We start from the raw sequence: 23,192 nt of genomic DNA, 5'->3' as shown, positions 1-23,192 counted from the left end.
CCGCCCCGGCCGGTCCCGGCCGCCGCCCCGCGCGGGTGGGGCCTGCGCGACCGGGACCGGCCGGGCCCTACGCGCGGACGGCCGGTACGCGGCCCAGCCGCCCGGCCCGGAAGTCGTCGAAGGCCTGGGCCAGCTCGGCGTGGGTGTTCATCACGAACGGCCCGTAGTGCGCCATCGGCTCGCGGATGGGCTGTCCGCCCAGCAGGACGACCTCCAGGTCCGGCGTGTGGGAGTCCTGCTTCTCGTCGGCGCGGACGGTCAGCGAGGAGCCGGCGCCGAAGACGGCGGTCTGGCCGAGGTGGATCGGCCGGCGCTCGGCGCCGACCGTGCCGCGGCCCGCGAGGACGTAGGCCAGGGCGTTGAAGTCCGGCCGCCAGGGGAGCGTGACCTCGGCGCCCGGGCTGACGGTGGCGTGGATCATGGTGATCGGGGTGTGGGTGACGCCCGGGCCGGAGTGGCCCGCCAGGTCGCCGGCGATCAGCCGCAGCAGCGCGCCGCCGTCGGCGGAGCTGAGCAGCTTCACCCGGCCGCCGCCGATGTCCTGGTAGCGCGGGTCGGCCATCTTGTCCCTGGCCGGGAGGTTCACCCACAGCTGGAGTCCGTGGAAGAGGCCGCCGCTGACGACCAGTTCCTCCGGCGGGGCCTCGATGTGCAGGAGCCCGGAGCCCGCCGTCATCCACTGGGTGTCGCCGTCGTTGATGACGCCGCCGCCGCCCGCGGAGTCCTGGTGGACGAAGGAGCCGTCCAGCAGGTACGTGACGGTCTCGAAGCCGCGGTGCGGGTGCCAGGGGGTGCCCTTGGGCTCGCCCGGCGCGTACTCCACCTCGCCCATCTGGTCCATCATGATGAACGGGTCGAGGTACTCGTACCCGATCCCCGCGAACGCGCGGCGCACGGGGAAGCCCTCCCCCTCGAAGCCGCTGGGGGCGGTGGTCACCGCGAGCACGGGGCGTGCCGCGGTCTCGGCGGCGGGTACGTCGACACGCGGCAGCGCGAGCGGGTTCTCGGCGGTGATGGCGGGCATCTGGACCTCCTCGGGAAGCCTGGGAGTCCCAGAGTATTTCAACGTTCAACATAAAGCCAGGAGCACGAGGCCCGGCCGGTGTGACGTTCCCCTCCCCGCGCGCCCCGCCGTACCCCGACGCGCCGGGTCAGCCGTACATCCGGCGCATCGCGAAGTCGACCATCTCCTCGACCGCCTTGGCGTCGAAGACGATCCGGTGCTCGCCCTCCATGTCCAGCACGAAGCCGTAGCCCGACGGCAGCAGGTCGAGCACCTCGGCGCCGGTGATCACGAAGTACTTCGACTCCTTGCCCGCGTACGCGCGCAGCTCCTTGAGGGTGGTGAACATCGGGATCACCGGCTGCTGGGTGTTGTGCAGCGCCAGGAAGCCCGGGGTGTCGCCGCGCGGGCAGTAGACCTTCGACGTGGCGAAGACGGCCTGGAAGTCCTCGGGCGTCATCACCCCGGTGGTGAAGGCCCGTACGGCCTCGGCCAGCGACGGCGGCGACGGCTCCGGGTAGAGCGGCTGCTGCTGCCCGTAGCCGGGCGGCGCCTGCTGCCCGTAGTGCTGCTGTCCGGCGTGCGCGCCGTGCCCGGGGTGCCCGGTGTGCCCCGGATGGCCGGCGTGACCGGCGTGCTGCCCCGCGTTTCCGGTCTGGTCGTAGCCGTACATGGGGAGAAGCGTACTGACTCGGGGGACTCTCCCGCCCCGCGGCCGTCCGTTCCCGGCCGGATCCGGCGGCGGCTCAGGGGCGACCCAGGGGCGACCCGGCGGCGACCCGGGGGCGAGGAGCGCTCCGGGGAGTTCTGTCACAGTCCGGCGGACCGGGTTGCTTCTTATTACCGGCGGGTAGCATGATGAGAGCTACTTTCTGGTACGCGTAGGGAGGAGTCTCCTCCCCCTATCCACTACGGAGCCGTCGCCATGGGGCACTACAAGTCGAATCTCCGCGACATCGAGTTCAACCTCTTCGAGGTACTCGGCCGCGACACGGTGTACGGCACCGGCCCGTTCGCGGAGATGGACGTCGAGACCGCCAAGAGCGTGCTGGCCGAGGTCGCCCGCCTGTCCGAGAACGAGCTGGCCGCTTCCTTCGAGGACGCCGACCGCAACCCGCCGGTGTTCGACCCGGAGACCAACACCGCGCCGATCCCGGAGTCCTTCAAGAAGAGCTACCAGGCGTACATGGACGCCGAGTGGTGGCGGCTGGGCATCCCGGAGGAGATCGGCGGCACCACCGTCCCGCGCTCCCTGCTGTGGGCCTTCGCCGAGACCATCCTCGGCTCCAACCCCGCCGTGTGGATGTACGCGTCCGGTCCCGCCTTCGCCGGCGTCCTCCACGAGGAGGGCACCGAGGAGCAGAAGAAGATAGCCAAGCTCATGGCGGACAGGCAGTGGGGCTCCACCATGGTCCTCACCGAGCCCGACGCGGGCTCCGACGTGGGCGCGGGCCGCACCAGGGCGATCAAGCAGGACGACGGCACCTGGCACATCGAGGGCGTCAAGCGCTTCATCACCTCGGGCGAGCACGACATGTCCGAGAACATCGTCCACTTCGTCCTCGCCCGCCCCGAGGGCCACGGCCCGGGCACCAAGGGCCTGTCCCTGTTCATCGTGCCGAAGTACGACTTCGACTGGGAGACCGGCGAGCTCGGCGAGCGCAACGGCGTCTACGCCACCAACGTCGAGCACAAGATGGGCCTGAAGGCCTCCAACACCTGCGAGATGACCTTCGGCGCCAACGCCCCCGCCAAGGGCTGGCTGATGGGCGAGAAGCACGACGGCATCCGCCAGATGTTCAAGATCATCGAGTTCGCGCGGATGATGGTCGGCACGAAGGCCATCGCCACCCTCTCCACCGGCTACCTCAACGCGCTGGAGTACGCCAAGGAGCGCGTCCAGGGCGCCGACCTGGCCCAGTTCACGGACAAGACCGCCCCGCGCGTCACCATCACCCACCACCCCGACGTGCGCCGCTCGCTGATGACGCAGAAGGCGTACGCCGAGGGCATGCGCTCGCTGGTGCTCTACACCGCGGCCGTCCAGGACGAGGTCCTGGCGAAGGAGGCCGCCGGTGAGGACGCCTCCGCCGCCAAGCGCCTGAACGACCTGCTGCTGCCGATCGTCAAGGGCTACGGCTCCGAGAAGTCCTACGAGCAGCTCGCCCAGTCGCTGCAGACCTTCGGCGGCTCCGGCTACCTGCAGGAGTACCCGGTCGAGCAGTACATCCGGGACGCCAAGATCGACACCCTCTACGAGGGCACCACGGCGATCCAGGGCCAGGACTACTTCTTCCGCAAGATCGTCCGCGACCAGGGCCAGGCGATGACCGCCCTGTCGGAGGAGATCAAGAAGTTCCTGGCCGAGGCCGCCGGCGGCGAGGGCCTGGCCGAGTCCCGCGACCTGCTCGCCAGGGCCGCGGGCGACCTGGAGGCCATCGTCGGCACCATGCTGACCGACCTGGCCGCCACCGAGAAGGACGTCAGGTCCATCTACAAGGTCGGCCTGAACACCACCCGCCTGCTGATGGCCTCCGGCGACGTCGTCGTCGGCTACCTGCTCCTCAGGGGCGCCGCCGTGGCCGCCGACAAGCTGCCGGGCGCCTCCGCCAAGGACAGGGCGTTCTACGAGGGCAAGATCGCCGCCGCGAAGTTCTTCGCCGCGAACGTCCTGCCGGGCGTCGGCGTCCAGCGGCAGATCGCCGAGGCCACCGACCTGTCGGTGATGGAGCTGGACGAGGCCGCTTTCTGATCGGCCTCTGATCGGCTTCCGATCGGCTTCTGATCGGCCCGACCGGTTCCGCATGACGCCGGTGGCCGCCCCGCCCGGGGCGGCCACCGGCAGGCGGGGGCCTCGTTCCCAGGTCAGGGGGGAACGGGGCCCCCGCCGTTCGTATGCTGGGCGCATGAGCACTTCCCGCCGCTTCGACCGTGGCCACACCGACGATCTGGCCTCCTTCCTCACGGCCTCGCCCACCCCGTACCACGCGGTCGCGACCGCCGCCGAGCGGCTGGAGAAGGCGGGCTTCCGGCAGGTGGCCGAGACCGACGCCTGGGACGGCGCGAGCGGCGGGAAGTACGTGCTGCGCGGCGGCGCGATCATCGCCTGGTACGTGCCGGAGGGCGCGGCGCCCGCCACCCCCTTCCGGATCGTCGGCGCCCACACCGACTCCCCCAACCTGCGCGTGAAGCCCGTGCCGGACACCGGCGCGGCCGGCTGGCGGCAGATCGCCGTCGAGATCTACGGCGGCACCCTGCTCAACACCTGGCTCGACCGCGACCTGGGCCTGGCCGGCCGGCTGGCCCTGCGCGACGGCTCCACCCGCCTGGTCAACGTCGACCGCCCGCTGCTGCGCGTCCCCCAGCTCGCCATCCACCTGGACCGGCAGGCCAACGACGGCCTGAAGCTGGACCGCCAGCGCCACATGACGCCCGTCTGGGGCCTGGGCGAGCCGCGCGAGGGCGACCTGGTGGACTTCCTCGCCGCCGAGTCCGGGCTGGACGCCTGCGACATCGCCGGCTGGGACCTGATGGTCCACAGCGTCGAGCCGCCCGCCTACCTCGGCCGCGACCGCGAGCTGCTCGCCGGGCCGCGCATGGACAACCTGCTGTCCGTCCACGCCGGCACCGCCGCCCTGATCGCGGCCGCCTCGGCGGGGAACCCGCCGTACGTCCCGGTGCTGGCCGCCTTCGACCACGAGGAGAACGGCAGCCAGTCCGACACCGGCGCCGACGGCCCGCTGCTGGGCAGCGTGCTGGAGCGCTCGGTCCTCGCGCGCGGCGGCGGCCACGAGGACCGCGCGCGGGCGTACGCGGGAACCGTCTGCCTGTCGTCGGACACCGGCCACGCCGTGCACCCCAACTACTCCGAGCGCCACGAGCCGGGCCACCACCCGCTGCCCAACGGCGGACCGATCCTCAAGGTCAACGTCAACCAGCGCTACGCCACCGACGGCACCGGCCGCGCCGTCTTCGCCGCCGCCTGCGAGCGGGCCGGGGTGCCGTGGCAGTCGTTCGTCTCCAACAACGCCGTCCCGTGCGGCACGACGATCGGCCCCATCACCGCCGCGCGGCACGGCATCGCCACCGTGGACATCGGGGTGGCGATCCTGTCGATGCACTCCGCCCGCGAACTGTGCGGCGCCGACGACCCGTTCCTGCTGGCGAACGCCCTGACGGCCTTCCTGGAGGCCTGACGGGGCGGCACGCGCGGCGCGCGGGAGGTTTTCTGACGGCCCGTCCGGGACACCCGGGCGGGCCGGGTCGCTCCCGCGGTTGCGCGGCGCCCGGAATGCACGCGCCGCCCGGGGGTACCCGGTTGGTTGAACGAGCCCTCAACCAGCCGGACGGAGGCGGTTATTCATGGGCATGGCACTGACCATCGTACTGATCGCATTGGGTGCGATCCTGACCTTCGGGGTCAACTGGGAGATCTCCGGGGTCAACCTCGATGTGATCGGCCTGATCCTCATGGCGGTCGGCTTCATCGGACTGGCGTCGTACGTGAGCATCTTCAAGCGCCGCCGTGTGCAGCCGCCGAGCCCGGCCGCCCCGGTCATCGAGGAGACGCACCGCCACGAGTGGCGCGCCTGACGCGCCGGCGGCACCGCGCCGCCCGCGGAGGCGAGGAGTCGGCACACGCTACGGCCCGGTCCGGGAAGTCCACGGACCGGGCCGTACGCGCGGAAGGCCGACCCGCTACGCCCCGCCCCCGTCCTCACCCTCGTCCATCCCCGCCAGGACCAGCGGCAGCCGGGAGGCGCCGTCCGCCGTGACGCGCACGGGCACGCCCCAGTCCTGCTGGTGGACGTGGCAGGCCGGGTACTCGGTGGAGGGGTCGTCGTCGCAGGAGGCGGCCATCGCCGAGACGTGCAGCACGCCCTCGGTGACGCCGTCGGCGAGCACCAGCTCCCGCGCCAGGTCCGTGCCCTGGCCCGCGCCGTCCGCCAGCAGCTCCGGCGGCGTGGAGCTGACCAGCAGCCGGGTGGAGGGGCCGTAGCGGGTGTCGAGCTTCTGGCCGGGCGGGGCCTGGAAGACCACGTCCAGCCGGAGCCTCCCCGGCGCCACCCCGGTCGCCTCGCGCCGGGTGCGGTGGGCCACGGACTCCACGCGCACGGCCTCCTCGGGCAGCCGCAGCCGGGTCAGCCGGTGGCGGGCGGACTCGACGACGAGGATGTCCTCGACACCGGCATCCCCACCGGCGCCCGCACCGCCGCCGACGAGGACGGCGTCGGACGGCTCGCGCAGGTCGGTGGCGAGCGTGGTGACCTCGCCGGTGGCCGGGTCGTAGCGGCGCAGCGCGTGGTTGTAGGTGTCGCACACCGCGACCGAGCCGTCGGGCAGCGCGGTGACGCCCAGCGGGTGCTGGAGCAGCGCCTGCCGGGCCGCGCCGTCGCGGTGGCCGAAGTCGAACAGCCCGGTGCCGACGGCCGTGCGCACGGCGAAGCCCTCGCCGTCGCGCTCGACCCAGCGCAGCGCGGAGGTCTCGGAGTCGGCGATCCACAGCCGGTCCCCGGCCGCCGCGAGCCCGGACGGCTGGGCGAACCACGCCTGGTCCGCCGGGCCGTCCACCAGGCCCTCGTTGGTCGTGCCCGCCGCGACGGACACCGTCCCCGCCTCCGGGTCGTACGCCCACAGCTGGTGGACGCCGGCCATCGCGATCCACAGCCGGTCCGCCCACCAGGCCAGGTCCCACGGCGAGGAGAGGTCCACCTCGCGCGCCGGTCCGGAGGCGGGCGAGCCCTGCCACCACTGGCGGCCCGTGCCCGCGAGCGTGGTGACCTCGCCGGTGGCCGGGTCGTACGCGCGCAGGGCGTGGTTGACGGTGTCGGCCACGGCGATCCGGCCCGTGCCGGGCAGCGGCGCCAGGCCCTGCGGCTCGCTGAACCGGGCCTTCTGCGCCGGCCCGTCCACCAGCCCGCGCTCGCCGTCGCCGATCCGCCGCACCACGGTCTCCCCGTCCGGCTCCAGCTCCACCAGCTGGTGCCGGGTGGTGTCGGTGACCAGCAGGTTGCCCGAGGGCAGGACGAGCGCCTTGCCGGGGAAGCGCAGATCGGTCGGCTCGGGCTCCGGCGGCACGTACGGCCCGTCGCCGCGCCGCAGGGTGCCCTTCGCCCCGTGTTCGGCCTCCAGCTCCTCCACCAGCCTCCCGATGGCGTGGGCGTGGCCCTCGCCCGCGTGCTGGGCGACGACGTACCCCTCGGGGTCGATGACGACGAGCGTGGGCCAGGCGCGCACCGCGTACTGCTTCCAGGTCGCCAGCTCGGGGTCGTCGAGGACGGGGTGGTGCACCCCGTAGCGCTCGACGGCGTCCACGACGGCCTGGTGCTCGGCCTCGTGGACGAACTTCGGCGAGTGGACGCCGACGACCACCACGGTGTCGCGGTGCGCCTCCTCCAGCTCGCGCAGCTCGTCCAGGACGTGCAGGCAGTTGATGCAGCAGAAGGTCCAGAAGTCGAGGATGACGATGCGTCCCCGCAGGTCCGCGAGGGTCAGCTCCGTACCGCCGGTGTTGAGCCACCCCCCCTTGCCGACCAGCTCGGGGGCGCGGACGCGGGCACGGCGGCGGGCGGAGGCGGGGGCAGCGGAGGGGGGAACGTTCATGCGTCCCAGTGTGTCAAGGCCCCGCGCGATCCCTCGCGGGAGCCCGTGCGGAGCGCGTCCAGCGCCCACCGGCCGGGGCCGAGGGCGGCTATCAGCAGGAACGCCCAGCAGAACAGCGCGGCGCTCTCGCCGTGGTTCTCGATGGGGAGCAGGCCCTCGGGCTGGTGCACGACGAAGTACGCGTAGGCCATCGACCCGGAGCAGACGACCGCGGCGATCCGGGTGCCCAGGCCCAGGGCCACCAGCCCGCCGCCGGCGATCTGGATGACCGCGGCCCACCAGCCCGGCCACTGCCCGAACTCCGGCACCCTCCCGCCGTGCGGGCCGCCGAGCACGCCGAAGAGGGTGGCGGCGCCGTGGCAGGCGAAGAGGAAGCCGACGACGGCGCGGAAGAGGCCGATGACGTGGTCCCTCCCCTCGTCCAGGAGGACGAGCGGGGCGGCCGGGGTGACGGTGGTCTTCCTTCGCATGATGCGCTCCAGAGGGAGTGGGGGGTCCGCGAGCTTTCCGGACATGCGATGAGATGCGATGAGATGCAGCGAGATTCAGTGGGATGCAGTGAGATGCAGCGAGCTTTGGTCTAGACCTAGCGCACCGTAGCGGTGCACCGACCAGTCGTCTAGACCACTCGCGCGTACGTTTCCGTGCTCCGGCGGGCGCGGGCCGGTGGGCCCGCGCCCGCGACGCCTACCCGGCGGCCTGCCGCACCGCCGCCGGGCGGGCCCGGAGCGCTCCCGCGGCGGAGTGCCGCGTCCCGTCCGCCGGGGCGTCCTGAGCCCGTCCGGCCGGGAACGCGATCCGGGCCGCGACCGGGAGGTGGTCGCTGTCCGTCGCGGGGAGGGTCCACAGACGGGCGACGGTGGCGCCGCGGGCCATGACGTGGTCGATCCGGGCGACGGGGAAGGCGGTGGGCCAGCTGAAGGAGAAGCCGTCCGCCGCCCCCTCGCCCGTGGAGTCCAGCCGCGCCAGGACGGGTGCGAGACCGCGGTCGTCCAGGGTGCCGTTGAGGTCGCCCAGCAGGATCACCCGGGGCAGCTCCTCCGCCCGCAGCTCCTCGCCCAGCAGGGCGGCGCTCTCGTTCCGCCGGGCGGCGTCGAAGCCGGAGGCCCGGAGGCGGACCGAGGGCAGATGGACCACGTGGACGGCGACGTCGCCGTGCGGGGCGCGCACGGTGGCGCGCAGTCCCCGGTTCCAGCCGGGCCCGACGCCCGCGGGACGGATGTCCAGCGGACGGACGTCGGTCAGGGGGTGCCGGGACCACAGGCCGACGGTCCCCACGACCGCGTGGTGGGGGTGGTCCGGCGCCAGCGCCTCCTCGTAGGCGGGCAGGGCGGCGGGGATCAGCTCCTGCAGCGCGACGACGTCGGGTCCGGCGGCGGCCAGGGCCCGGGCGGTGGCGGCGGGATCGCGGTTCTCGTCGCTCGCGTTGTGCTGGACGGCCGTGAGGACCGCGGTGCCGTCCGGGTGCGCCTCCCGGGGCGTCAGGACCTCGTGGAAGAGACCGAGCCAGACCGCCGAGGGCAGCGCCAGCGCCACCAGGGCGAGGGCCGAGCGGCGCAGCAGGGCGGCCGCGAGCAGCAGCGGGACGGCCAGGCCGAGCCACGGCAGGAAGGCCTCCAGCAGGCTGCCCAGACCGATCCCGGCGTCCGGCACCAGGGAGTGGAACGCCATCGCCCCGGCCGCCGCGGCGGCGAGCGGGGCGAGGACCCGTCCCCGCGTCCAGGCGGTGCGGCCCCCGGCGTCCGCACCCCGCCACCGCCGCTTCACCGCCGTTTCACCGCCGTCCGCCCCACGCGCTCCCCCTCCGGCTCCACCGGGCATGACGTGCCGGAGCGGTGGCGCGGTTGCCCGGGGGACGGGCCGGAACCGGAACCGGAACGAGCGTCAGAGGTGCTTGGCGTCGAACGGGTCGTGCTCGGTGATCAGCTTGTCCAGCCGGGCCTTGTCCACCCGGGTGGTCACCTCCCGCATCTCCTGGCGGTCCCGTACGCACTTGGCCAGCGTGAAGGTGGAGGAGACCAGGAAGAGGACGCCGAGCGCCAGGAACCCGCGCTCCCACGGCCCCAGCGGCAGGTAGGCGACGCCGAGGGACACGGCGAGCAGCGAGAGCCCGAAGGAGACGACGGCCTGCACGAAGAACGCGGCCGTGGTGGGCCGCTGCACGGGTGTGGTCATGGCGACCACGGTGGCGCGGTGCGGCGGCGGGCGCATGAGTACGGCTACTCAGCGCGGCGCCCGCGGGCCGTTCCGCAGACCGCCCGCAGACCGCCCGTCAGCGCAGCACCCGGTCCCGCAGGACGGGGAATTCCTCGCGGACCTTGGCGACGTACGCCGGGTCCAGGTCGGCGGTGACGACCCGCTCCTCGGCGTCCGGCGCCTCGGCCAGCGTCTCGCCCCAGGGGTCGACGATCACGCTGCGGCCCGCCTGGGGCACGTCCGCGTGGGTGCCCGCGGTGCCGCAGGCCAGGACGTACGCCTGGTTCTCCACGGCGCGGGCACGGGCCAGCAGGCTCCAGTGGGAGGCGCGGCGGGCGGGCCAGCCGGCCGGGATCACCAGCGCCTGGGCGCCCGCGTCGGTCAGGGCGCGGAACAGTTCGGGGAAGCGCAGGTCGTAGCAGGTGGCCAGGCCCAGGGTGGTGCCGGGCAGGGCGACGGTGACCGGCTCGGCGCCCGCGGACATCAGGGTGGCCTCGCCCCGGTCGAAGCCGAAGCGGTGGATCTTGCGGTAGGAGGCGGCGAGTTCGCCGTCGGGGGAGAAGACCAGGGAGGTGTTGTACAGGGCCGTGCCATCGGGGCCGTCGGGGCCATCGGGGCCGCCGGGACCGGCGGCGCGTTCGACGATCGACCCGGCGTGCAGCCAGACGCGCGCCTCGCGCGCCGCCTCGGACAGGGCCCGCGCGGTGGGGCCGTCCACCGGCTCCGCGCCGGCCTCGAAGGAGTCGAAGGAGAAGGCCCCGACCGTCCACAGCTCGGGCAGGACGACGAGGTCGGAGGCCGTCCGCTCCCTCACGAGCGCGGCGGCCCGCGCACGGCGCGCCTCAACCGTTTCGTCCGGGTCCACACCGATCTGAATGAGGGAGGCGCGCACCGTACCACCGTCCATGGATTCGAGGGGATCAAACGCAGGTCGAACGCCGGTCGAAAGCAGCCTACGATCGTCACCCGAAAGGCCTGTCAGGCTGCCCGCCCGCAGCGTAACTTGAGAGCACCCAGTCCGCGAACCCACATCATCCACACGTATTCAGCACGTATCCGAGGGGTCCCGTTGACCGACCACCCTAGCCTTCAGCCCTACGCCGACGCCTGGGCCCACTCCATCGAGGCGATATCCGAACTGGTCTCCCCGCTGGTCGAGGGCGAGTGGAACCGCGCGACCGAGTGCCCGGGTTGGTCGGTCCGCGACGTCGTCTCCCACGTCATCGGGTCGGAGTGCGAGATGCTGGGCGACCCCCGTCCGATCCACTCGCTGCCGCGTGATCTGTTCCACGTGAAGGACGAGGTCAGCCGCCGCGTCGAGGTCCAGGTGGACGTGCGGCGCTGCCACACGGCGCCGGAGATGACCAGCGAGCTGGAGTACACGATCATCCGCCGGTCGCGCCAGCTGCGGAACGAGAAGCGCGACCCGTCGGCGAAGGTGGTCGATCCCCTCGGCCGGGAGACGACCCTGGAGCAGGCGCTGCGGATCCGGGCGTTCGACGTGTGGGTGCACGAGCAGGACCTGCGGCGGGCGCTGGGGCAGCCGGGCAACCTGGACTCCCCCGGCGCGCACGTCGCGCGGGACGTGCTGCTGGACGCGCTGCCCAAGGTGGTCGCCAAGGACGCCGCCGCGCCGCCGAACTCGGCGGTCGTCCTCGACGTGAGCGGGCCCCTGGAGTTCATGCGGACCGTGCGCGTCGACGCCGAGGGCCGGGGCACGGTGGACGCCAGCGTCTCCCTGGGGCCGGCGGTCACCCTGGCGATGGACTGGGAGACGTACGTACGGCTGGCCTGCGGGCGGGTGCGGCCCGCGGCGGTGCGCGAGAACCTCAAGGCCGAGGGCGACCAGGCCCTCGCGGACGCGATCCTCGCGCACTTCGCCGTCACGCCCTGACCCCCGCTCCCGACACCCCGGCACCGGGACCGGGAGCCGAGCCCCGGCACCGGCACCCGGGCGGGCCTCAGACCGGTACGTGCACCGCCTCGACGCGGCTGGCCACCACCCTCTCGCGCTCGCGGCGGTGCGCACGGCCGCGCAGCCGGAGGATCTGGACGGTCCCCACCGCCTGGAGGACGAAGACGGACGCGAACGCGATCCGGTAGTCGCCGCCGGTCGCGTCCAGCAGGACGCCCACCGCCAGCAGGGTGGTCATGGAGGCGGTGAAGCCCCCGATGTTGACGATGCCCGACGCCGTGCCCTGCCGCTCGGGCGGGTTGGCGGGGCGGGCGAAGTCGAAGCCGATCATCGAGCCCGGACCGCAGGCGCCGAGCACCACGCACAGCACCACCAGCGCCCCCATCGGCGCCCGCCCCGGCCAGCACAGCACCATCGCCCAGACGGCGGCGGTGGCCAGCACCGTGCCGAGCGCGATCGGCGCCCGGGCGCTGTGGTGCCGGGCGATGACCTGGCCGTAGACCAGGCCGATGGCCATGTTGGAGAGCACCACCAGGGTCAGCAGGGTGCTGGCCTCGGCCCGGGTGCGGCCCTGCGCCTCGACGAGGAACGGCATCCCCCACAGCAGCAGGAAGACCATGCCCGGGAACTGGGTGGTGAAGTGCACCCACATGCCCAGCCGGGTGCCCGGCTCGCGCCAGGCGGCGGCGAGCTGGCGGCGCACGTAGCCCTCCCCGTGCCGCGCCTCCGGCCCCGGTTCGAGGGGCGGGAGGGACGAGGCCGGTACGGCGCCCTCGGGCCGGTCCTTGAGGAAGAGCAGGACGAGCACCAGCACCACCACGCCGAGCCCGGCGCTGCCCGCGAAGGTCGGCGTCCAGCCGAAGGCGGCCAGCAGACGTGCCAGCACCAGTGTGGTCAGCAGATTGCCCGCCATCCCGAACAACGCCGCGACCTGCGCTATCAGCGGCCCGCGGCGGGGCGGGAACCAGTTCGAGCCCAGCCGCAGCACGCTGATGAACGTCATCGCGTCGCCGCAGCCCAGCAGTCCGCGGGCGGCGAGCGCCATGGCGTACGAGCCGGAGAGCGCGAAGGCGAACTGGCCGGTGGTGAACAGCACGATGCCCAGGGTCAGGACCTTCTTGGTGCCCCAGCGGTCCACCAGCAGGCCGACGGGTATCTGCATCCCGGCGTAGACCAGGAGCTGGAGGATGGAGAAGGTCGACAGCGCCGAGGCGTTGATGTGGAAGCGGTCGGCGGCGTCGATGCCCGCGACGCCCAGGCTGGTGCGGTAGGTGATGGCGGCGAAGTAGACGGCGACGCCCAGGCCCCACACGAAGGCGGCCCGCGGGCCGCCGAGGCGCGCTCCGGGGCCGGGGGCGCCGGGCAGGGGTCCGCCGCTCACCGGACCTCACCGCGCAGCAGGTGCCGCACGGAGCCGACGTGGCGGCGCACCGCCTCGGCGGCGGCCTCGGCGTCGCCCGTGCGCAGGGTCCGCAGGATCTCGGAGTGCTCGGTGATGTTCTTGGCGATCCGGTCGGGGTGGGAGTGCATCACCGCGACGCCCATGCGCAGCTGGCGGTCGCGGAGCTGGTCGTACAGGCGCTCCAGGATCTGGTTGCCGGCCGCCCGGACCACGGTGGCGTGGAAACAGCGGTCGGTGGCGGCCACCGCCGCCAGGTCGCCGGTCTCGGCCTGGCGCCGCTGCTGCTCCAGGAGCTCGGCGAGCCGGTCCAGCAGCTCGGGCGGGGCGGGGACGGCCTTGCGCACGGCGTGCTCCTCGACCAGCAGCCGGGTCTCGACGACGTCGCCGATCTCCTGCGCGGAGACGGGCAGGACGAGCGCGCCCTTCTTCGGGTAGAGCCTGATCAGGCCCTCGACCTCCAGGCGCAGCAGCGCCTCCCGCACGGGGGTGCGGGAGACCCCGACCGCCTCGGCCAGCTCGCCCTCGGTGAGCAGGACGCCGCCCTCGTAGTGCCGTTCCAGGACGGCCTGCTTGACGTGCGCGTAGACGCGCTCGGCGGCGGGCGGCGGTTTGACGGGGGCGGGGGCCGGAGCGGTGGATGGTACGGAGGTCATGGACACACCATAGATACAACAGGTATGCGTGCTCATCCCGCGTCCGCCATGCGGGACGGGCCGGGGAGCCCGGGCGGGCCGGTACGGGCCGGGGCCCGGCGCACGGTGCGCGCGCCGGGCCCCGTCGCGGGCCGGAGGCCGGACACCGGGTCCGGCCTCCGGATCAGGCCCAGGTGATCAGACCCGGTTGATCAGGCCCAGGTGATCAGGCGCTTGGGGTGCTCCAGGACGGCCGCGACGTCGGCCAGCACCTTGGAGCCCAGCTCCCCGTCGACCAGGCGGTGGTCGAAGGAGAGCGCCAGGGTGGTGACCTGGCGCGGCTTGACCTTGCCCTTGTGGACCCACGGCTGGAGCCTGACCGCGCCGAAGGCCAGGATCGCCGACTCCCCGGGGTTGAGGATCGGGGTGCCGGTGTCGACGCCGAAGACGCCGACGTTGGTGATGGTGACCGTGCCGCCCTGCATGTCCGCCGGGGAGGTCTTCCCCTCGCGGGCGGTGGCGACCAGGTCGCCCAGCGACCGGGCCAGTTCCGGCAGGGTCTTGGCGTGCGCGTCCTTGATGTTCGGCACGATCAGACCGCGCGGGGTGGCCGCGGCGATGCCCAGGTTCACGTACTCCTTGTGGACGATCTCCTGGTTCGCCTCGTCCCAGGCCGCGTTGACCTCCGGGTTGCGGCGGATCGCGACCAGGAACGCCTTGGCCACCAGCAGCAGCGGGTTCACCCGCAGACCGGCCATGTCCGGGTCCTGCTTGAGCTCCTGCACCAGCTTCATCGTGCGGGTGACGTCGACGGTGACGAACTCCGTGACGTGCGGCGCGGTGAAGGCGCTGGAGACCATCGCCTGGGCGGTCGCCTTGCGCACGCCCTTGATCGGCACCCGGCGCTCGCGCTCGCCGGTGCTCCACACCGGCGGAGCCGCTGCCGCCGGGGCGGGGGCCGGGACCGCCCGGGAGGCGGTCTCCGGGGCGACGGAGGCGGCCTCGTGCGAGGGGGCGGGCGCGGCGGCGGCGTGGACGTCCTCGCGGGTGATGACCCCGTTCGGGCCGGTCGGCACGACCACGGCCAGGTCCACGCCCAGGTCCTTGGCGAGCTTGCGCACCGGCGGCTTGGCCAGCGGGCGCTGCGCCGGGGGCCTCTGCTCCGGGGTGGCGGGCGCCACGGCCGGGGGCGTGGTGGTGGCGTCCATCTCCGCCTGGACGGCGACCTGCGCGTCCCGCACGTGGTTCTGCGGCTGCTTGCGCGGGCGCCGCTTGGTCGACGCGGTGCCGACGCCGTAGCCCACCAGCACCGGCTGGCGCTTGGCGCCCTCCCCCGCCCCGGACTCCGCCCCGGACTCCGGCTCGGCGGGGGCCGGCGCGGCGGCCGGCGCCTCGGCGGGACCGGCGGATCCGACGGGTCCCGCGGAGGGATCGGTGTCCACCGTGATGATCGGCGTGCCGACGTCCACGGTGACGCCCTCGTCGAAGCGCAGCTCGTGCACCACGCCGGTGTACGGGATCGGCAGCTCGACGGCGGCCTTGGCCGTCTCGACCTCGCACACCACCTGCCCGTCGGTCACCGAGTCCCCGGGCCTGACGTACCACTTGAGGATCTCGGCCTCGGTGAGGCCCTCGCCCACGTCCGGCATCCTGAACTCGCGGATGCGCTGGGCCGCGGCCCCGGCAGTAGCCGTATCAGTCATCGTCACGACTCTCCTCAGCCCCGTTCTCAGTACGCGAGCGCGCGGTCGACGGCTTCGAGCACCCGGTCCAGGTTGGGCAGGTACTCGTCCTCCAGCCGGGCCGGCGGGTACGGCGCGTGGAACCCGCCGACGCGCAGCACCGGCGCCTCCAGGTGGTAGAAGCAGCGCTCGGTGATCCGGGCGGCGATCTCCGATCCCGTGCCCAGGAAGACCGGCGCCTCGTGCACCACCACCAGGCGGCGGGTGCGCTCCACCGACGCCTGGATCGCGTCGAAGTCGACCGGGGACATCGACCGCAGGTCCAGGACCTCCAGCGACCTGCCCTCCTCCTCGGCCGCCGCGGCAGCCTCCAGGCAGGTCTTCACCATCGGTCCGTAGGCCGCCAGGGTCAGGTCGGTGCCCTCGCGGGCGACGACCGCCCTGTGCAGCGGGCCGGGGATGGCGGTGGTGTCCACCTCGCCCTTGTCCCAGTAGCGCCGCTTGGGCTCGAAGAAGATCACCGGGTCGTCGGACTCGATGGCCTGCTGGAGCATCCAGTACGCGTCGGAGGCGTTGGAGGGCGAGACGCACTTCAGGCCCGCCACGTGCGCGAAGAGCGCCTCGGGCGACTCGCTGTGGTGCTCCACCGCGCCGATGCCGCCGCCGTAGGGGATGCGGACGACGACCGGCAGCTTGACCTTGCCCAGCGCGCGGGCGTGCATCTTGGCGAGCTGGGTGACGATCTGGTCGTAGGCCGGGAAGACGAAGCCGTCGAACTGGATCTCCACGACCGGCCGGTAGCCGCGCAGGGCCAGGCCGATCGCGGTGCCGACGATGCCGGACTCGGCCAGCGGGGTGTCGATGACCCGGTCCTCGCCGAAGTCCTTCTGCAGGCCGTCGGTGATGCGGAAGACGCCGCCGAGCTTGCCGACGTCCTCACCCATGATCAGGACCTTGGGGTCGGTCTCCAGGGCCTTGCGCAGCGACTCGTTGAGGGCCTTGGCCATGGGCATGGTGGTCTTGACGGCAGCCATCTCAGCGGCCCTCCTCGTCGGCGAAGGACGCCATGTACTCGGCGAACTGGACGCGCTCCTCGTCCACCAGCGCGTGCCCGTCGGCGTAGACGTTCTCGAAGATGGCCATGGTGTCCGGGTCCGGCATGGTCCGGATGGCCTCGCGGACCCGCTGGGCCAGGGCGTCGCTCTCCCGGTCGAGCCCGGAGAGCCAGTCGGCGTCGATCAGGCCCTCCTTCTCCAGGTAGGTGCGCACGCGCAGGATCGGGTCCTTCGCCTCCCACGCCTCGCGCTCGGCGTCCTTGCGGTAGCGGGTGGGGTCGTCGGAGGTGGTGTGGGCGCCCATGCGGTACGTGAACGCCTCGACCAGCGTCGGGCCCTCGCCGGCGCGGGCGCGCTCCAGGGCGGCCCGGGTCACGGCCAGCACGGCCAGCACGTCGTTGCCGTCCACGCGGACGCCGGGGAAGCCGAAGCCGGCGGCGCGCTGGTAGATCGGCACCCGGGACTGGCGCTCGGTGGGCTCGGAGATGGCCCACTGGTTGTTCTGGCAGAAGAAGACGACCGGCGCGTTGTAGACGGCGGAGAAGGTGAACGCCTCGGCGACGTCGCCCTGGCTGGACGCGCCGTCGCCGAAGTAGGCGATCACCGCGCTGTCCGCGCCGTCCTTGGCCACGCCCATCGCGTAGCCCGTGGCGTGCAGCGCCTGGGAGCCGATCACGATGGTGTAGAGGTGGAAGTTGTTGCTGTTGGGGTCCCAGCCGCCGTTGTTCACGCCGCGGAACATGCCCAGCAGGTTGGTCGGGTCCACCCCGCGGCACCAGGCGACGCCGTGCTCCCGGTAGGTCGGGAAGACGTAGTCGTCGTCCCGCAGCGCCCGGCCGGAGCCGATCTGGGCGGCCTCCTGCCCCAGCAGCGACGCCCACAGGCCCAGCTCGCCCTGACGCTGCAGCGCGGTGGCCTCGGCGTCGAAGCGGCGGGTGAGGACCATGTCGCGGTACAGACCGCGCAGCTCGTCGGGGGTCAGGTCCAGCGAGTAGTCGGGGTGCTCGACCCGCTCGCCCTCCGGCGTCAGCAGTTGTACGAGCTCCGGGCGCGCGGCCGACTGCGGGCGTTTCCTGGTCCCGCTCGTCGTGGTGCGCTTTCCGCTGCTGCGGCGCGGCTTGCTGCGCGCGGCAGTGCTCTCCACGGTCACGTGTGCTCCTCCGTCTGTCCGGCCCCCGGGGTCGCCGGGAAGCCTGGGGTTTCCCCGCCGGTGGCAGGGAGAGGCTCGCCCGATTCCGTACGGCCCACGGGGTTGGTGGGGCGCGGACGGAACCGAGCGGTGACAGGTGTCCCGTTCGACGGCCCGCTGTCAGCACGTTACCCAGTACCTCCGCACATGCGCGAAGGGTCCCTGACCTGCAATTTTGCTTGGGTTTCCAAGTAAATCGCAAAAGCCTGGAACGTCACTGGTCACAGCCTCGCAAGCGCCTGGGACAAGCGCACGTTATCCCGGTACCGAAGTGACGGGAAGAGTTGTGGAGGAGTGACGCGGGGATGTACGCGGTCGGTGGTGGAGGCGGACACGGAGGGTGAAGGGGGACGAGGGCGCACAGGGGCCGCGCACCCGCGCACACGCCGCCTACCGGCAGAAGGCGTCGCACACCGCCTCGTACCGCCCGGTCCACCACACCACCAGCGCGGAGGCCGCCGGGAACTGCGGGTCGGTGCGGCGGTCGCGCAGCTGGTAGCGCCAGCGCAGCATCCAGAAGTCGTTGAGCCGCTCCCACCACACCCGGTGGACGGCCGCGGCCATCTCGTCCGCGCCGGCCCCGGTGGCGGCGCGGTAGGCGCGGGCGTAGGCGCGGATCTTGGCCAGGTCCAGGGCCCCGTCGGGCCGCAGGAAGAAGATGACGGCGGCCCGTACGGCCTCCTCGGCGCGCGGCCGGACGGCCAGCCGGTCCCAGTCCACGATCGCGACGGGCTCCCAGGGCTCCCGGTCCCGGTAGAGCAGGTTGAGGGGGTGGAAGTCCCCGTGCACCCACCCGGCGACCGGCTCGGCCCCGGCGGGCGGACGGCGGTGGGCGTGGCGCTCCAGCAGGGCGCGGCGCTCGCGCAGCCGGTGCTCGGCCAGTTCGTCGAAGCAGTCGCGGCCGCGGCGGTTGCGCACCCGGGCCAGCAGCTCGTCGATGAGCCCGAAGGTCACCTCGGGGTCGGCGCTGGGTTCGGCGGCGTGCCCGGCGGCCGGCACGGGCACGACCTGGCCCAGCCGTACGTGCACCAGGCCCAGCAGCGCGCCCAGGCGGCGGGACTGCGCCCGGGACAGCTCGCCGCCGTCCCGGTGCCGGCCGTCCACCCAGGGGTGCAGGGCGTAGCAGCGGTCCTCCACCACGGCGACGGTCCGGCCGGAGGCGTCCTCGACGGGCGGCACGACCGGGACGCCGAGGTCGCCCAGGCGGGCCGTGACGCGGTGCTGGTGCTCGATGCGGGCCGGGTCGCGCGGGTCGCCGTCGAGGTGGTGCTTGAGGAAGAACCGGCCGCGGGTGGTGGAGAGCCGGTAGCCGCGGTTCAGCAGCCCCTGGGCCACCGGCTCGCACGAGATCGGCTCCCCGGCGCCGTAGCGCCGCACCAGCGTGGCGAGGGTGGTGCCGGGGAGGTGGGGAGACTGCACGCCCGGAATCGTAGGTGACCCTCGGCTACCGCCCGGTCGCGTTGTGCGTCGACGGCCGGGAGGTGATATGGGGGTGGGTCCGCCCTCCGGGAGGGGTCAGCCGCCGCTCGCCGCGGTGCCCGCGGGACCGCCCCCGGCCGTGGCTCCGCCGCCCTCGGTGGTGCCGCCGCCCTCGGTGGCACCGGCGGTGGTGTCGCCGTTGGCGCCGTCGGTGGCGCCGCCGGCGTCCGTGCCGCCGGCGTCCGTGCCACCGGCGTCGGTGCCGCCGGCGTCCGTACCGCCGGCGTCCGTGCCACCGGTGTCGGCGCCGCCGGTGCCCGTACCGCCGTCGGTGGTGGCCCCGTCGGTGGCGCCCTCGTCGGTGCCGCCGTCGGGCTGGCTGGGCTCGTTGCTGGGCGAGGGCGCCTGGCTGGTCTGCGGGTCGCTGGGCCAGTCGTTGCCCCCGGTGCCGCCGTTCTGCCAGCCGCTGGTGCCGCCGGGATCGGTGTTGTCGTCCTGGCTGGGCTCCCGCGACTCCTCGTCGTCGGGAGAGGGCTCCGACGAGCTCTCCCGCTCGGACGGCGTGGAGGTGGTGTTGTCGGGCTTCTTCTGCTGCTGGCCGCCGTCGTTGCCCTGGAGGGCCAGGAAGATGCCCGCGGCGATGGCGAGGACGGAGAAGAAGGCGACCAGCGCGTACTTCAGGCCGCTGCCGCCCCGGCGCCCGTCGCCGCCGCCCCCGGTGTCGTACCCGCCGCTGTCGTACGAGCCGCCGCCGGGGCTGCCCATCAGCAGCGGCGGGCCGACCCGGGTGGCGGCGTCCGAGGGGAAACCGCCGGTGGCGGGGGTGTCGCCGCCGGGGTACACGCCCGGGGTGCCCATGGCGGGCGTGGCGCCGGTGGAGACCACCGCGCCGGTGTTCCACAGGCCGCCGGTGTGGCCGCCCTGCTCCTGGAGCATGCGCAGCGCGTACTGCACCAGCCCGCGCATCTCCTCGGCGGTCTGGAAGCGGTCGTCCGGGTCCTTGGCCAGCGCCCGCATCACCAGGCCGTCCAGCTCCGGCGGCACCGAGTCGGTCACCCGCGACGGCGGGACCGGCTCGTCCTGGACGTGCTGGTAGACCACCGACAGCGGGGTCTCGCCGGTGAACGGCGGGCGCAGCGCCAGGAGTTCGTAGAGCATGCAGCCCGTGGCGTACAGGTCGGAGCGGGCGTCCACCGTCTTGCCCAGCGCCTGCTCGGGGGAGAGGTACTGCGGGGTGCCCATGACCATGCCCGTCTGGGTCATGGTGGTGGACGCGCCGTGCAGGGCGCGGGCGATGCCGAAGTCCATCACCTTCACGGCGCCGGCGGTCGTGATGATGACGTTGGCGGGCTTGATGTCCCGGTGCACGATGCCGTGCTGGTGGCTGTAGGCGAGCGCCTCCAGGACCCCGGAGATGATGATCAGCGCCTGCTCGGGCGGCGGGGCGTCGGCGTTGAGGAGGAGGTCGCGGATGGTGCGGCCCTCGACCAGCTCCATGACGATGTACGGCACGGTGTTGCCGCCGACCACGTCCTCGCCGGAGTCGTAGACGGCCACCACCGCGTGGTGGTTGAGGCCGGCGACGGACTGCGCCTCACGGGTGAAGCGCGCCTTGGAGACCGGGTCCTCGGCGAGGTCCGCGCGCAGCAGCTTGACGGCGACGGTCCGGCCCAGGCGCACGTCCTCGGCGGCGAACACCTCCGCCATGCCGCCGCGGCCGAGTCGCCGCGTGAGGCGGTACCGTCCGTCGCCCACCACGCCGCCGCTGCCCCACGACTCGGGCGAATCGGACACCCCACCAGCAGTCTCGTCGGGCTCCGAAGGCCCTCCGGCGGCTTGTGTCTGTGCCATCAGTCCTCGCCGTAGATCAGGTCCGCGGGATCGCGGATCCGTACGCTCTGCTCCTTGTGCACGCTAACAGGGTCCGGGGGCCGTGCCCCTCGGTGAAGGGGAAGAGAGCGGCGCGGGACGTGGTACCGAGAGCGCTGGGGTAGCAACTGACCATCCAACCCGCTCGGGCCGCGAACTGGCAAGTTACGATGTCGGGCGCCCCGTGGACGCCTGTGACGCGTATGCGCGCATCGGGTCACGGAACGGGCAAGCGGCTTGACGTGCCCGGCCGCTGGGGCAGACTTGGCCGGGGAATCCCGGGTCGGTCGGTGTACCGCGGGGCGACCGGACGGGACCGGTCGGCGGCACCACGAGCACCAGCAGAGCAACCGTACACGCGCAGGCCCGAGACGGCAGTCCTGCGGCGCCGAGGGGGAAGCAGTCAGATGAGCGACGACGGCGCGCAGGCCGCGTACCAGGGGCGTACGGTCGGCGGCGGGCGCTACCAGCTACGCGATCTGCTCGGCCAGGGCGGCATGGCCTCGGTGCACCTGGCCTACGACACCGTGCTCGACCGCCAGGTCGCGGTCAAGACCCTCCACACCGAGCTCGGCCGCGAGCCGTCCTTCCGCGAGCGCTTCCGCCGCGAGGCGCAGTCGGTCGCCAAGCTGACGCACACCAACATCGTCTCGGTCTTCGACTCCGGCGAGGACGAGATCGACGGCGCGCTGGTGCCGTACATCGTCATGGAGTACGTCGAGGGCGAGCCGCTGCGCTCGGCCCTGGACGCGGACGTGGCCCGGGACGGGGCGATGCCGAGCGACAAGGCGCTCAAGATCGCCTCCGATGTGCTCGCCGCGCTCGAGGCCAGCCACGAGATGGGCCTGGTGCACCGGGACATCAAGCCGGGCAACGTCATGCTCAACCGGCGCGGCGTGGTCAAGGTCATGGACTTCGGCATCGCCCGCGCCATGCAGTCCGGCGTCACGTCGATGACGCAGACGGGGATGGTCGTCGGCACCCCGCAGTACCTCTCCCCCGAGCAGGCGCTGGGGCGCGGCGTGGACGCCCGCTCCGACCTGTACTCGGTGGGCGTCATGCTCTTCGAGCTGCTCACCGGACGGCTCCCCTTCGACGCGGACTCGCCGCTGGCCATCGCGTACGCGCACGTCCAGGAGGAGCCGCCCGTACCGTCGTCGATCAACCGGTCGCTGCCGCCGGCGGTGGACGCGCTGATCGCGCGGGCGCTGAGGAAGAACCCCAACGAGCGCTTCCCGACCGCCGAGGCGATGCGCCAGGAGTGCGAGCGCGTCCGCAACGCGGTGCTCTCCTCGAACACCACCCCGCTGATCGTCAGCGGCGGACCGGCCCCGCACAGCGGCTCGGCGGTCTCGCAGTCGGTCTTCCCGCCGGTGGACGCCCACGGCACCCCGCCGCCGCCGGGCGTGCAGCAGCCGTACCAGCCGCACTACGCGCCCACGGCCGGCTTCGGGGCCGCGGGGACGGCGCAGCAGGGGTACGCCACGCCGGCGCCGGGCCCGTACGGGCACCAGGGCGGTGCGCCGACCCCGCCGCCGTACACCATGTCGCCCGCGGGCGCCGGCGGGGGCGGTGGCGGCAGGAGGAACACCGGGGTGGTCGTCGGGTCGGCGATCGCGGCGATCATCGTCGTCTCCGCCGTGATCATCGCGGTGGCGCTCAACAACGGCGGCGGCGGGGACCCGCAGGCCGGCGAGTCGCCGACGCCCGTCCAGACGACGGAGCAGCCCGCCGGCACCGGCGGCGACACCGGCGGGGGAGACACCGGCGGCGACACGGGCAGCCGGCAGACCGGCGGCACGGACAGCGGCACGGACACGGGCACCGATACCGACACGGACACCGACACCGACACCGGCGGCTTCAAGGACGAGGACACCTCGAAGACCATCGACCCGGCCAAGTGCACGGAGGCGTCCGAGAGCATCTTCGACAAGGGCAAGACGAGCATGCCCGACCTGACGTTCAAGCACCTGGACTCGGTGAAGGAGTGCGTCCGCGCGGCGGGCTGGATCCTGGACGACGTCGAGTACGAGGACGAGAACCTGTACGGGAAGAACACCGTCCTCAAGCAGTCCCCGTCCCCCTACCAGGGCTTCGACCCCAAGGAGGACAAGATCACGCTGACCGTCTCCACCGGCAACCCGGCGGACTCCTGACCGGTCCGGGGCGGACGGCCCACGGCGGGACGCACGAGGCGGGCCCGGCACGCGATCCGCGTGCCGGG

Annotated in this window: 19 protein-coding genes; 5 read left to right on the top strand and 14 right to left on the bottom strand. The window is 73.3% G+C overall.

Annotated elements, in window-relative coordinates; genetic code table 11:
* Nucleotides 1-67: 67 nt before the first annotated feature.
* Nucleotides 68-1,024, bottom strand: coding sequence for a pirin family protein (locus QC029_RS23690; RefSeq protein ID WP_279557792.1), 957 nt, complete (start codon nucleotides 1,022-1,024; stop codon nucleotides 68-70).
* A gap of 127 nt (nucleotides 1,025-1,151) precedes the next feature.
* Entirely contained in the window at nucleotides 1,152-1,676 is a 525-nt protein-coding gene (locus QC029_RS23685) for an SseB family protein (RefSeq protein WP_279557791.1), read from the bottom strand.
* A 252-nt stretch (nucleotides 1,677-1,928) separates the two neighbouring features.
* Between QC029_RS23685 and QC029_RS23680 the strand changes: the two genes are divergently transcribed.
* The 3 genes from QC029_RS23680 to QC029_RS23670 all read left to right on the top strand — a co-directional run bounded on the left by QC029_RS23680 (nucleotide 1,929) and on the right by QC029_RS23670 (nucleotide 5,596).
* On the top strand, nucleotides 1,929-3,755 hold the full coding sequence (locus QC029_RS23680; RefSeq protein WP_279557790.1) for an acyl-CoA dehydrogenase: 1,827 nt from the start codon (nucleotides 1,929-1,931) through the stop codon (nucleotides 3,753-3,755).
* Between the two features lie 154 nt (nucleotides 3,756-3,909).
* Nucleotides 3,910-5,199: a M18 family aminopeptidase gene (locus QC029_RS23675; protein WP_279557789.1), complete on the top strand. Its 1,290-nt coding sequence runs from the start codon at nucleotides 3,910-3,912 to the stop codon at nucleotides 5,197-5,199.
* 166 nt (nucleotides 5,200-5,365) lie between these two features.
* On the top strand, nucleotides 5,366-5,596 hold the full coding sequence (locus QC029_RS23670; RefSeq protein WP_279557788.1) for a DUF6458 family protein: 231 nt from the start codon (nucleotides 5,366-5,368) through the stop codon (nucleotides 5,594-5,596).
* Between the two features lie 105 nt (nucleotides 5,597-5,701).
* On the opposite strand, the gene QC029_RS23665 is transcribed toward QC029_RS23670, so the two are convergent.
* The 5 genes from QC029_RS23665 to QC029_RS23645 form a co-directional block, all read right to left on the bottom strand.
* Nucleotides 5,702-7,606 carry an NHL domain-containing thioredoxin family protein gene (locus QC029_RS23665; RefSeq protein WP_279557787.1) on the bottom strand — a complete coding sequence of 635 codons (1,905 nt, stop codon included), beginning with the start codon at nucleotides 7,604-7,606 and terminating at the stop codon, nucleotides 5,702-5,704.
* The gene (locus QC029_RS23660; protein WP_279557786.1) at nucleotides 7,603-8,076 is read right to left on the bottom strand and encodes a DoxX family protein; all 474 of its coding nucleotides are present in this window, start codon (nucleotides 8,074-8,076) and stop codon (nucleotides 7,603-7,605) included. Before QC029_RS23660 ends, QC029_RS23665 begins: the two co-directional genes overlap by 4 nt.
* 217 nt (nucleotides 8,077-8,293) lie before the next feature.
* On the bottom strand, nucleotides 8,294-9,373 hold the full coding sequence (locus QC029_RS23655; protein WP_279557785.1) for an endonuclease/exonuclease/phosphatase family protein: 1,080 nt from the start codon (nucleotides 9,371-9,373) through the stop codon (nucleotides 8,294-8,296).
* A 117-nt stretch (nucleotides 9,374-9,490) separates the two neighbouring features.
* Nucleotides 9,491-9,781 (bottom strand): YiaA/YiaB family inner membrane protein, encoded by a 291-nt coding sequence (locus QC029_RS23650; protein ID WP_279557784.1) that lies wholly within the window; start codon nucleotides 9,779-9,781, stop codon nucleotides 9,491-9,493.
* Between the two features lie 97 nt (nucleotides 9,782-9,878).
* On the bottom strand, nucleotides 9,879-10,694 hold the full coding sequence (locus tag QC029_RS23645; RefSeq protein ID WP_279557817.1) for a carbon-nitrogen family hydrolase: 816 nt from the start codon (nucleotides 10,692-10,694) through the stop codon (nucleotides 9,879-9,881).
* Nucleotides 10,695-10,871: 177 nt separating this feature from the next.
* Here QC029_RS23645 and QC029_RS23640 point away from each other — a divergent pair, with 177 nt between their 5' ends.
* Nucleotides 10,872-11,696 (top strand): maleylpyruvate isomerase family mycothiol-dependent enzyme, encoded by an 825-nt coding sequence (locus QC029_RS23640; RefSeq protein WP_279557783.1) that lies wholly within the window; start codon nucleotides 10,872-10,874, stop codon nucleotides 11,694-11,696.
* Between the two features lie 67 nt (nucleotides 11,697-11,763).
* On the opposite strand, the gene QC029_RS23635 is transcribed toward QC029_RS23640, so the two are convergent.
* From QC029_RS23635 to QC029_RS23605, 7 genes are all read right to left on the bottom strand, one after another.
* Entirely contained in the window at nucleotides 11,764-13,083 is a 1,320-nt protein-coding gene (locus tag QC029_RS23635; RefSeq protein WP_279557816.1) for a nitrate/nitrite transporter, read from the bottom strand.
* Nucleotides 13,084-13,094: 11 nt separating this feature from the next.
* Entirely contained in the window at nucleotides 13,095-13,772 is a 678-nt protein-coding gene (locus tag QC029_RS23630) for a GntR family transcriptional regulator (protein ID WP_279557782.1), read from the bottom strand.
* A gap of 191 nt (nucleotides 13,773-13,963) precedes the next feature.
* The gene (locus QC029_RS23625; protein ID WP_279557815.1) at nucleotides 13,964-15,454 is read right to left on the bottom strand and encodes a dihydrolipoamide acetyltransferase family protein; all 1,491 of its coding nucleotides are present in this window, start codon (nucleotides 15,452-15,454) and stop codon (nucleotides 13,964-13,966) included.
* A gap of 26 nt (nucleotides 15,455-15,480) precedes the next feature.
* Nucleotides 15,481-16,467 carry an alpha-ketoacid dehydrogenase subunit beta gene (locus tag QC029_RS23620; RefSeq protein ID WP_279557781.1) on the bottom strand — a complete coding sequence of 329 codons (987 nt, stop codon included), beginning with the start codon at nucleotides 16,465-16,467 and terminating at the stop codon, nucleotides 15,481-15,483.
* Between the two features lies 1 nt (nucleotide 16,468).
* Nucleotides 16,469-17,638, bottom strand: coding sequence for a pyruvate dehydrogenase (acetyl-transferring) E1 component subunit alpha (gene pdhA / locus QC029_RS23615; protein WP_279557780.1), 1,170 nt, complete (start codon nucleotides 17,636-17,638; stop codon nucleotides 16,469-16,471).
* Between the two features lie 429 nt (nucleotides 17,639-18,067).
* Nucleotides 18,068-19,096 carry a phosphotransferase gene (locus QC029_RS23610; protein WP_279557779.1) on the bottom strand — a complete coding sequence of 343 codons (1,029 nt, stop codon included), beginning with the start codon at nucleotides 19,094-19,096 and terminating at the stop codon, nucleotides 18,068-18,070.
* A gap of 96 nt (nucleotides 19,097-19,192) precedes the next feature.
* Nucleotides 19,193-20,947, bottom strand: coding sequence for a protein kinase (locus QC029_RS23605; RefSeq protein WP_279557778.1), 1,755 nt, complete (start codon nucleotides 20,945-20,947; stop codon nucleotides 19,193-19,195).
* 425 nt (nucleotides 20,948-21,372) lie between these two features.
* Here QC029_RS23605 and QC029_RS23600 point away from each other — a divergent pair, with 425 nt between their 5' ends.
* Complete coding sequence (locus tag QC029_RS23600; RefSeq protein ID WP_279557777.1) at nucleotides 21,373-23,124, top strand: protein kinase; 1,752 nt, start codon at nucleotides 21,373-21,375, stop codon at nucleotides 23,122-23,124.
* The last annotated feature ends 68 nt before the right edge of the window (nucleotides 23,125-23,192 follow it).

It is taken from the genome of Streptomyces sp. DH37 (assembly GCF_029813835.1).
GTDB lineage: Bacteria > Actinomycetota > Actinomycetes > Streptomycetales > Streptomycetaceae > Streptomyces.
The sequence above is the reverse complement of the archived record's forward strand: the minus strand, read 5'-3'. Positions and strand labels throughout refer to the sequence as shown.

Coding starts and splice junctions, on each gene's coding strand:
- QC029_RS23675 (WP_279557789.1), top strand. CDS start 3,910: ATGAGCACTTCCCGCCGCTTCGACCGTGGCCACACCGACGATCTGGCC.
- QC029_RS23620 (WP_279557781.1), bottom strand. CDS start 16,467: ATGGCTGCCGTCAAGACCACCATGCCCATGGCCAAGGCCCTCAACGAG.
- QC029_RS23630 (WP_279557782.1), bottom strand. CDS start 13,772: ATGACCTCCGTACCATCCACCGCTCCGGCCCCCGCCCCCGTCAAACCG.
- QC029_RS23690 (WP_279557792.1), bottom strand. CDS start 1,024: ATGCCCGCCATCACCGCCGAGAACCCGCTCGCGCTGCCGCGTGTCGAC.
- QC029_RS23665 (WP_279557787.1), bottom strand. CDS start 7,606: ATGAACGTTCCCCCCTCCGCTGCCCCCGCCTCCGCCCGCCGCCGTGCC.
- QC029_RS23600 (WP_279557777.1), top strand. CDS start 21,373: ATGAGCGACGACGGCGCGCAGGCCGCGTACCAGGGGCGTACGGTCGGC.
- QC029_RS23625 (WP_279557815.1), bottom strand. CDS start 15,454: ATGACTGATACGGCTACTGCCGGGGCCGCGGCCCAGCGCATCCGCGAG.
- QC029_RS23680 (WP_279557790.1), top strand. CDS start 1,929: ATGGGGCACTACAAGTCGAATCTCCGCGACATCGAGTTCAACCTCTTC.
- QC029_RS23685 (WP_279557791.1), bottom strand. CDS start 1,676: ATGTACGGCTACGACCAGACCGGAAACGCGGGGCAGCACGCCGGTCAC.
- QC029_RS23650 (WP_279557784.1), bottom strand. CDS start 9,781: ATGACCACACCCGTGCAGCGGCCCACCACGGCCGCGTTCTTCGTGCAG.
- QC029_RS23670 (WP_279557788.1), top strand. CDS start 5,366: ATGGGCATGGCACTGACCATCGTACTGATCGCATTGGGTGCGATCCTG.
- QC029_RS23605 (WP_279557778.1), bottom strand. CDS start 20,947: ATGGCACAGACACAAGCCGCCGGAGGGCCTTCGGAGCCCGACGAGACT.
- QC029_RS23660 (WP_279557786.1), bottom strand. CDS start 8,076: ATGCGAAGGAAGACCACCGTCACCCCGGCCGCCCCGCTCGTCCTCCTG.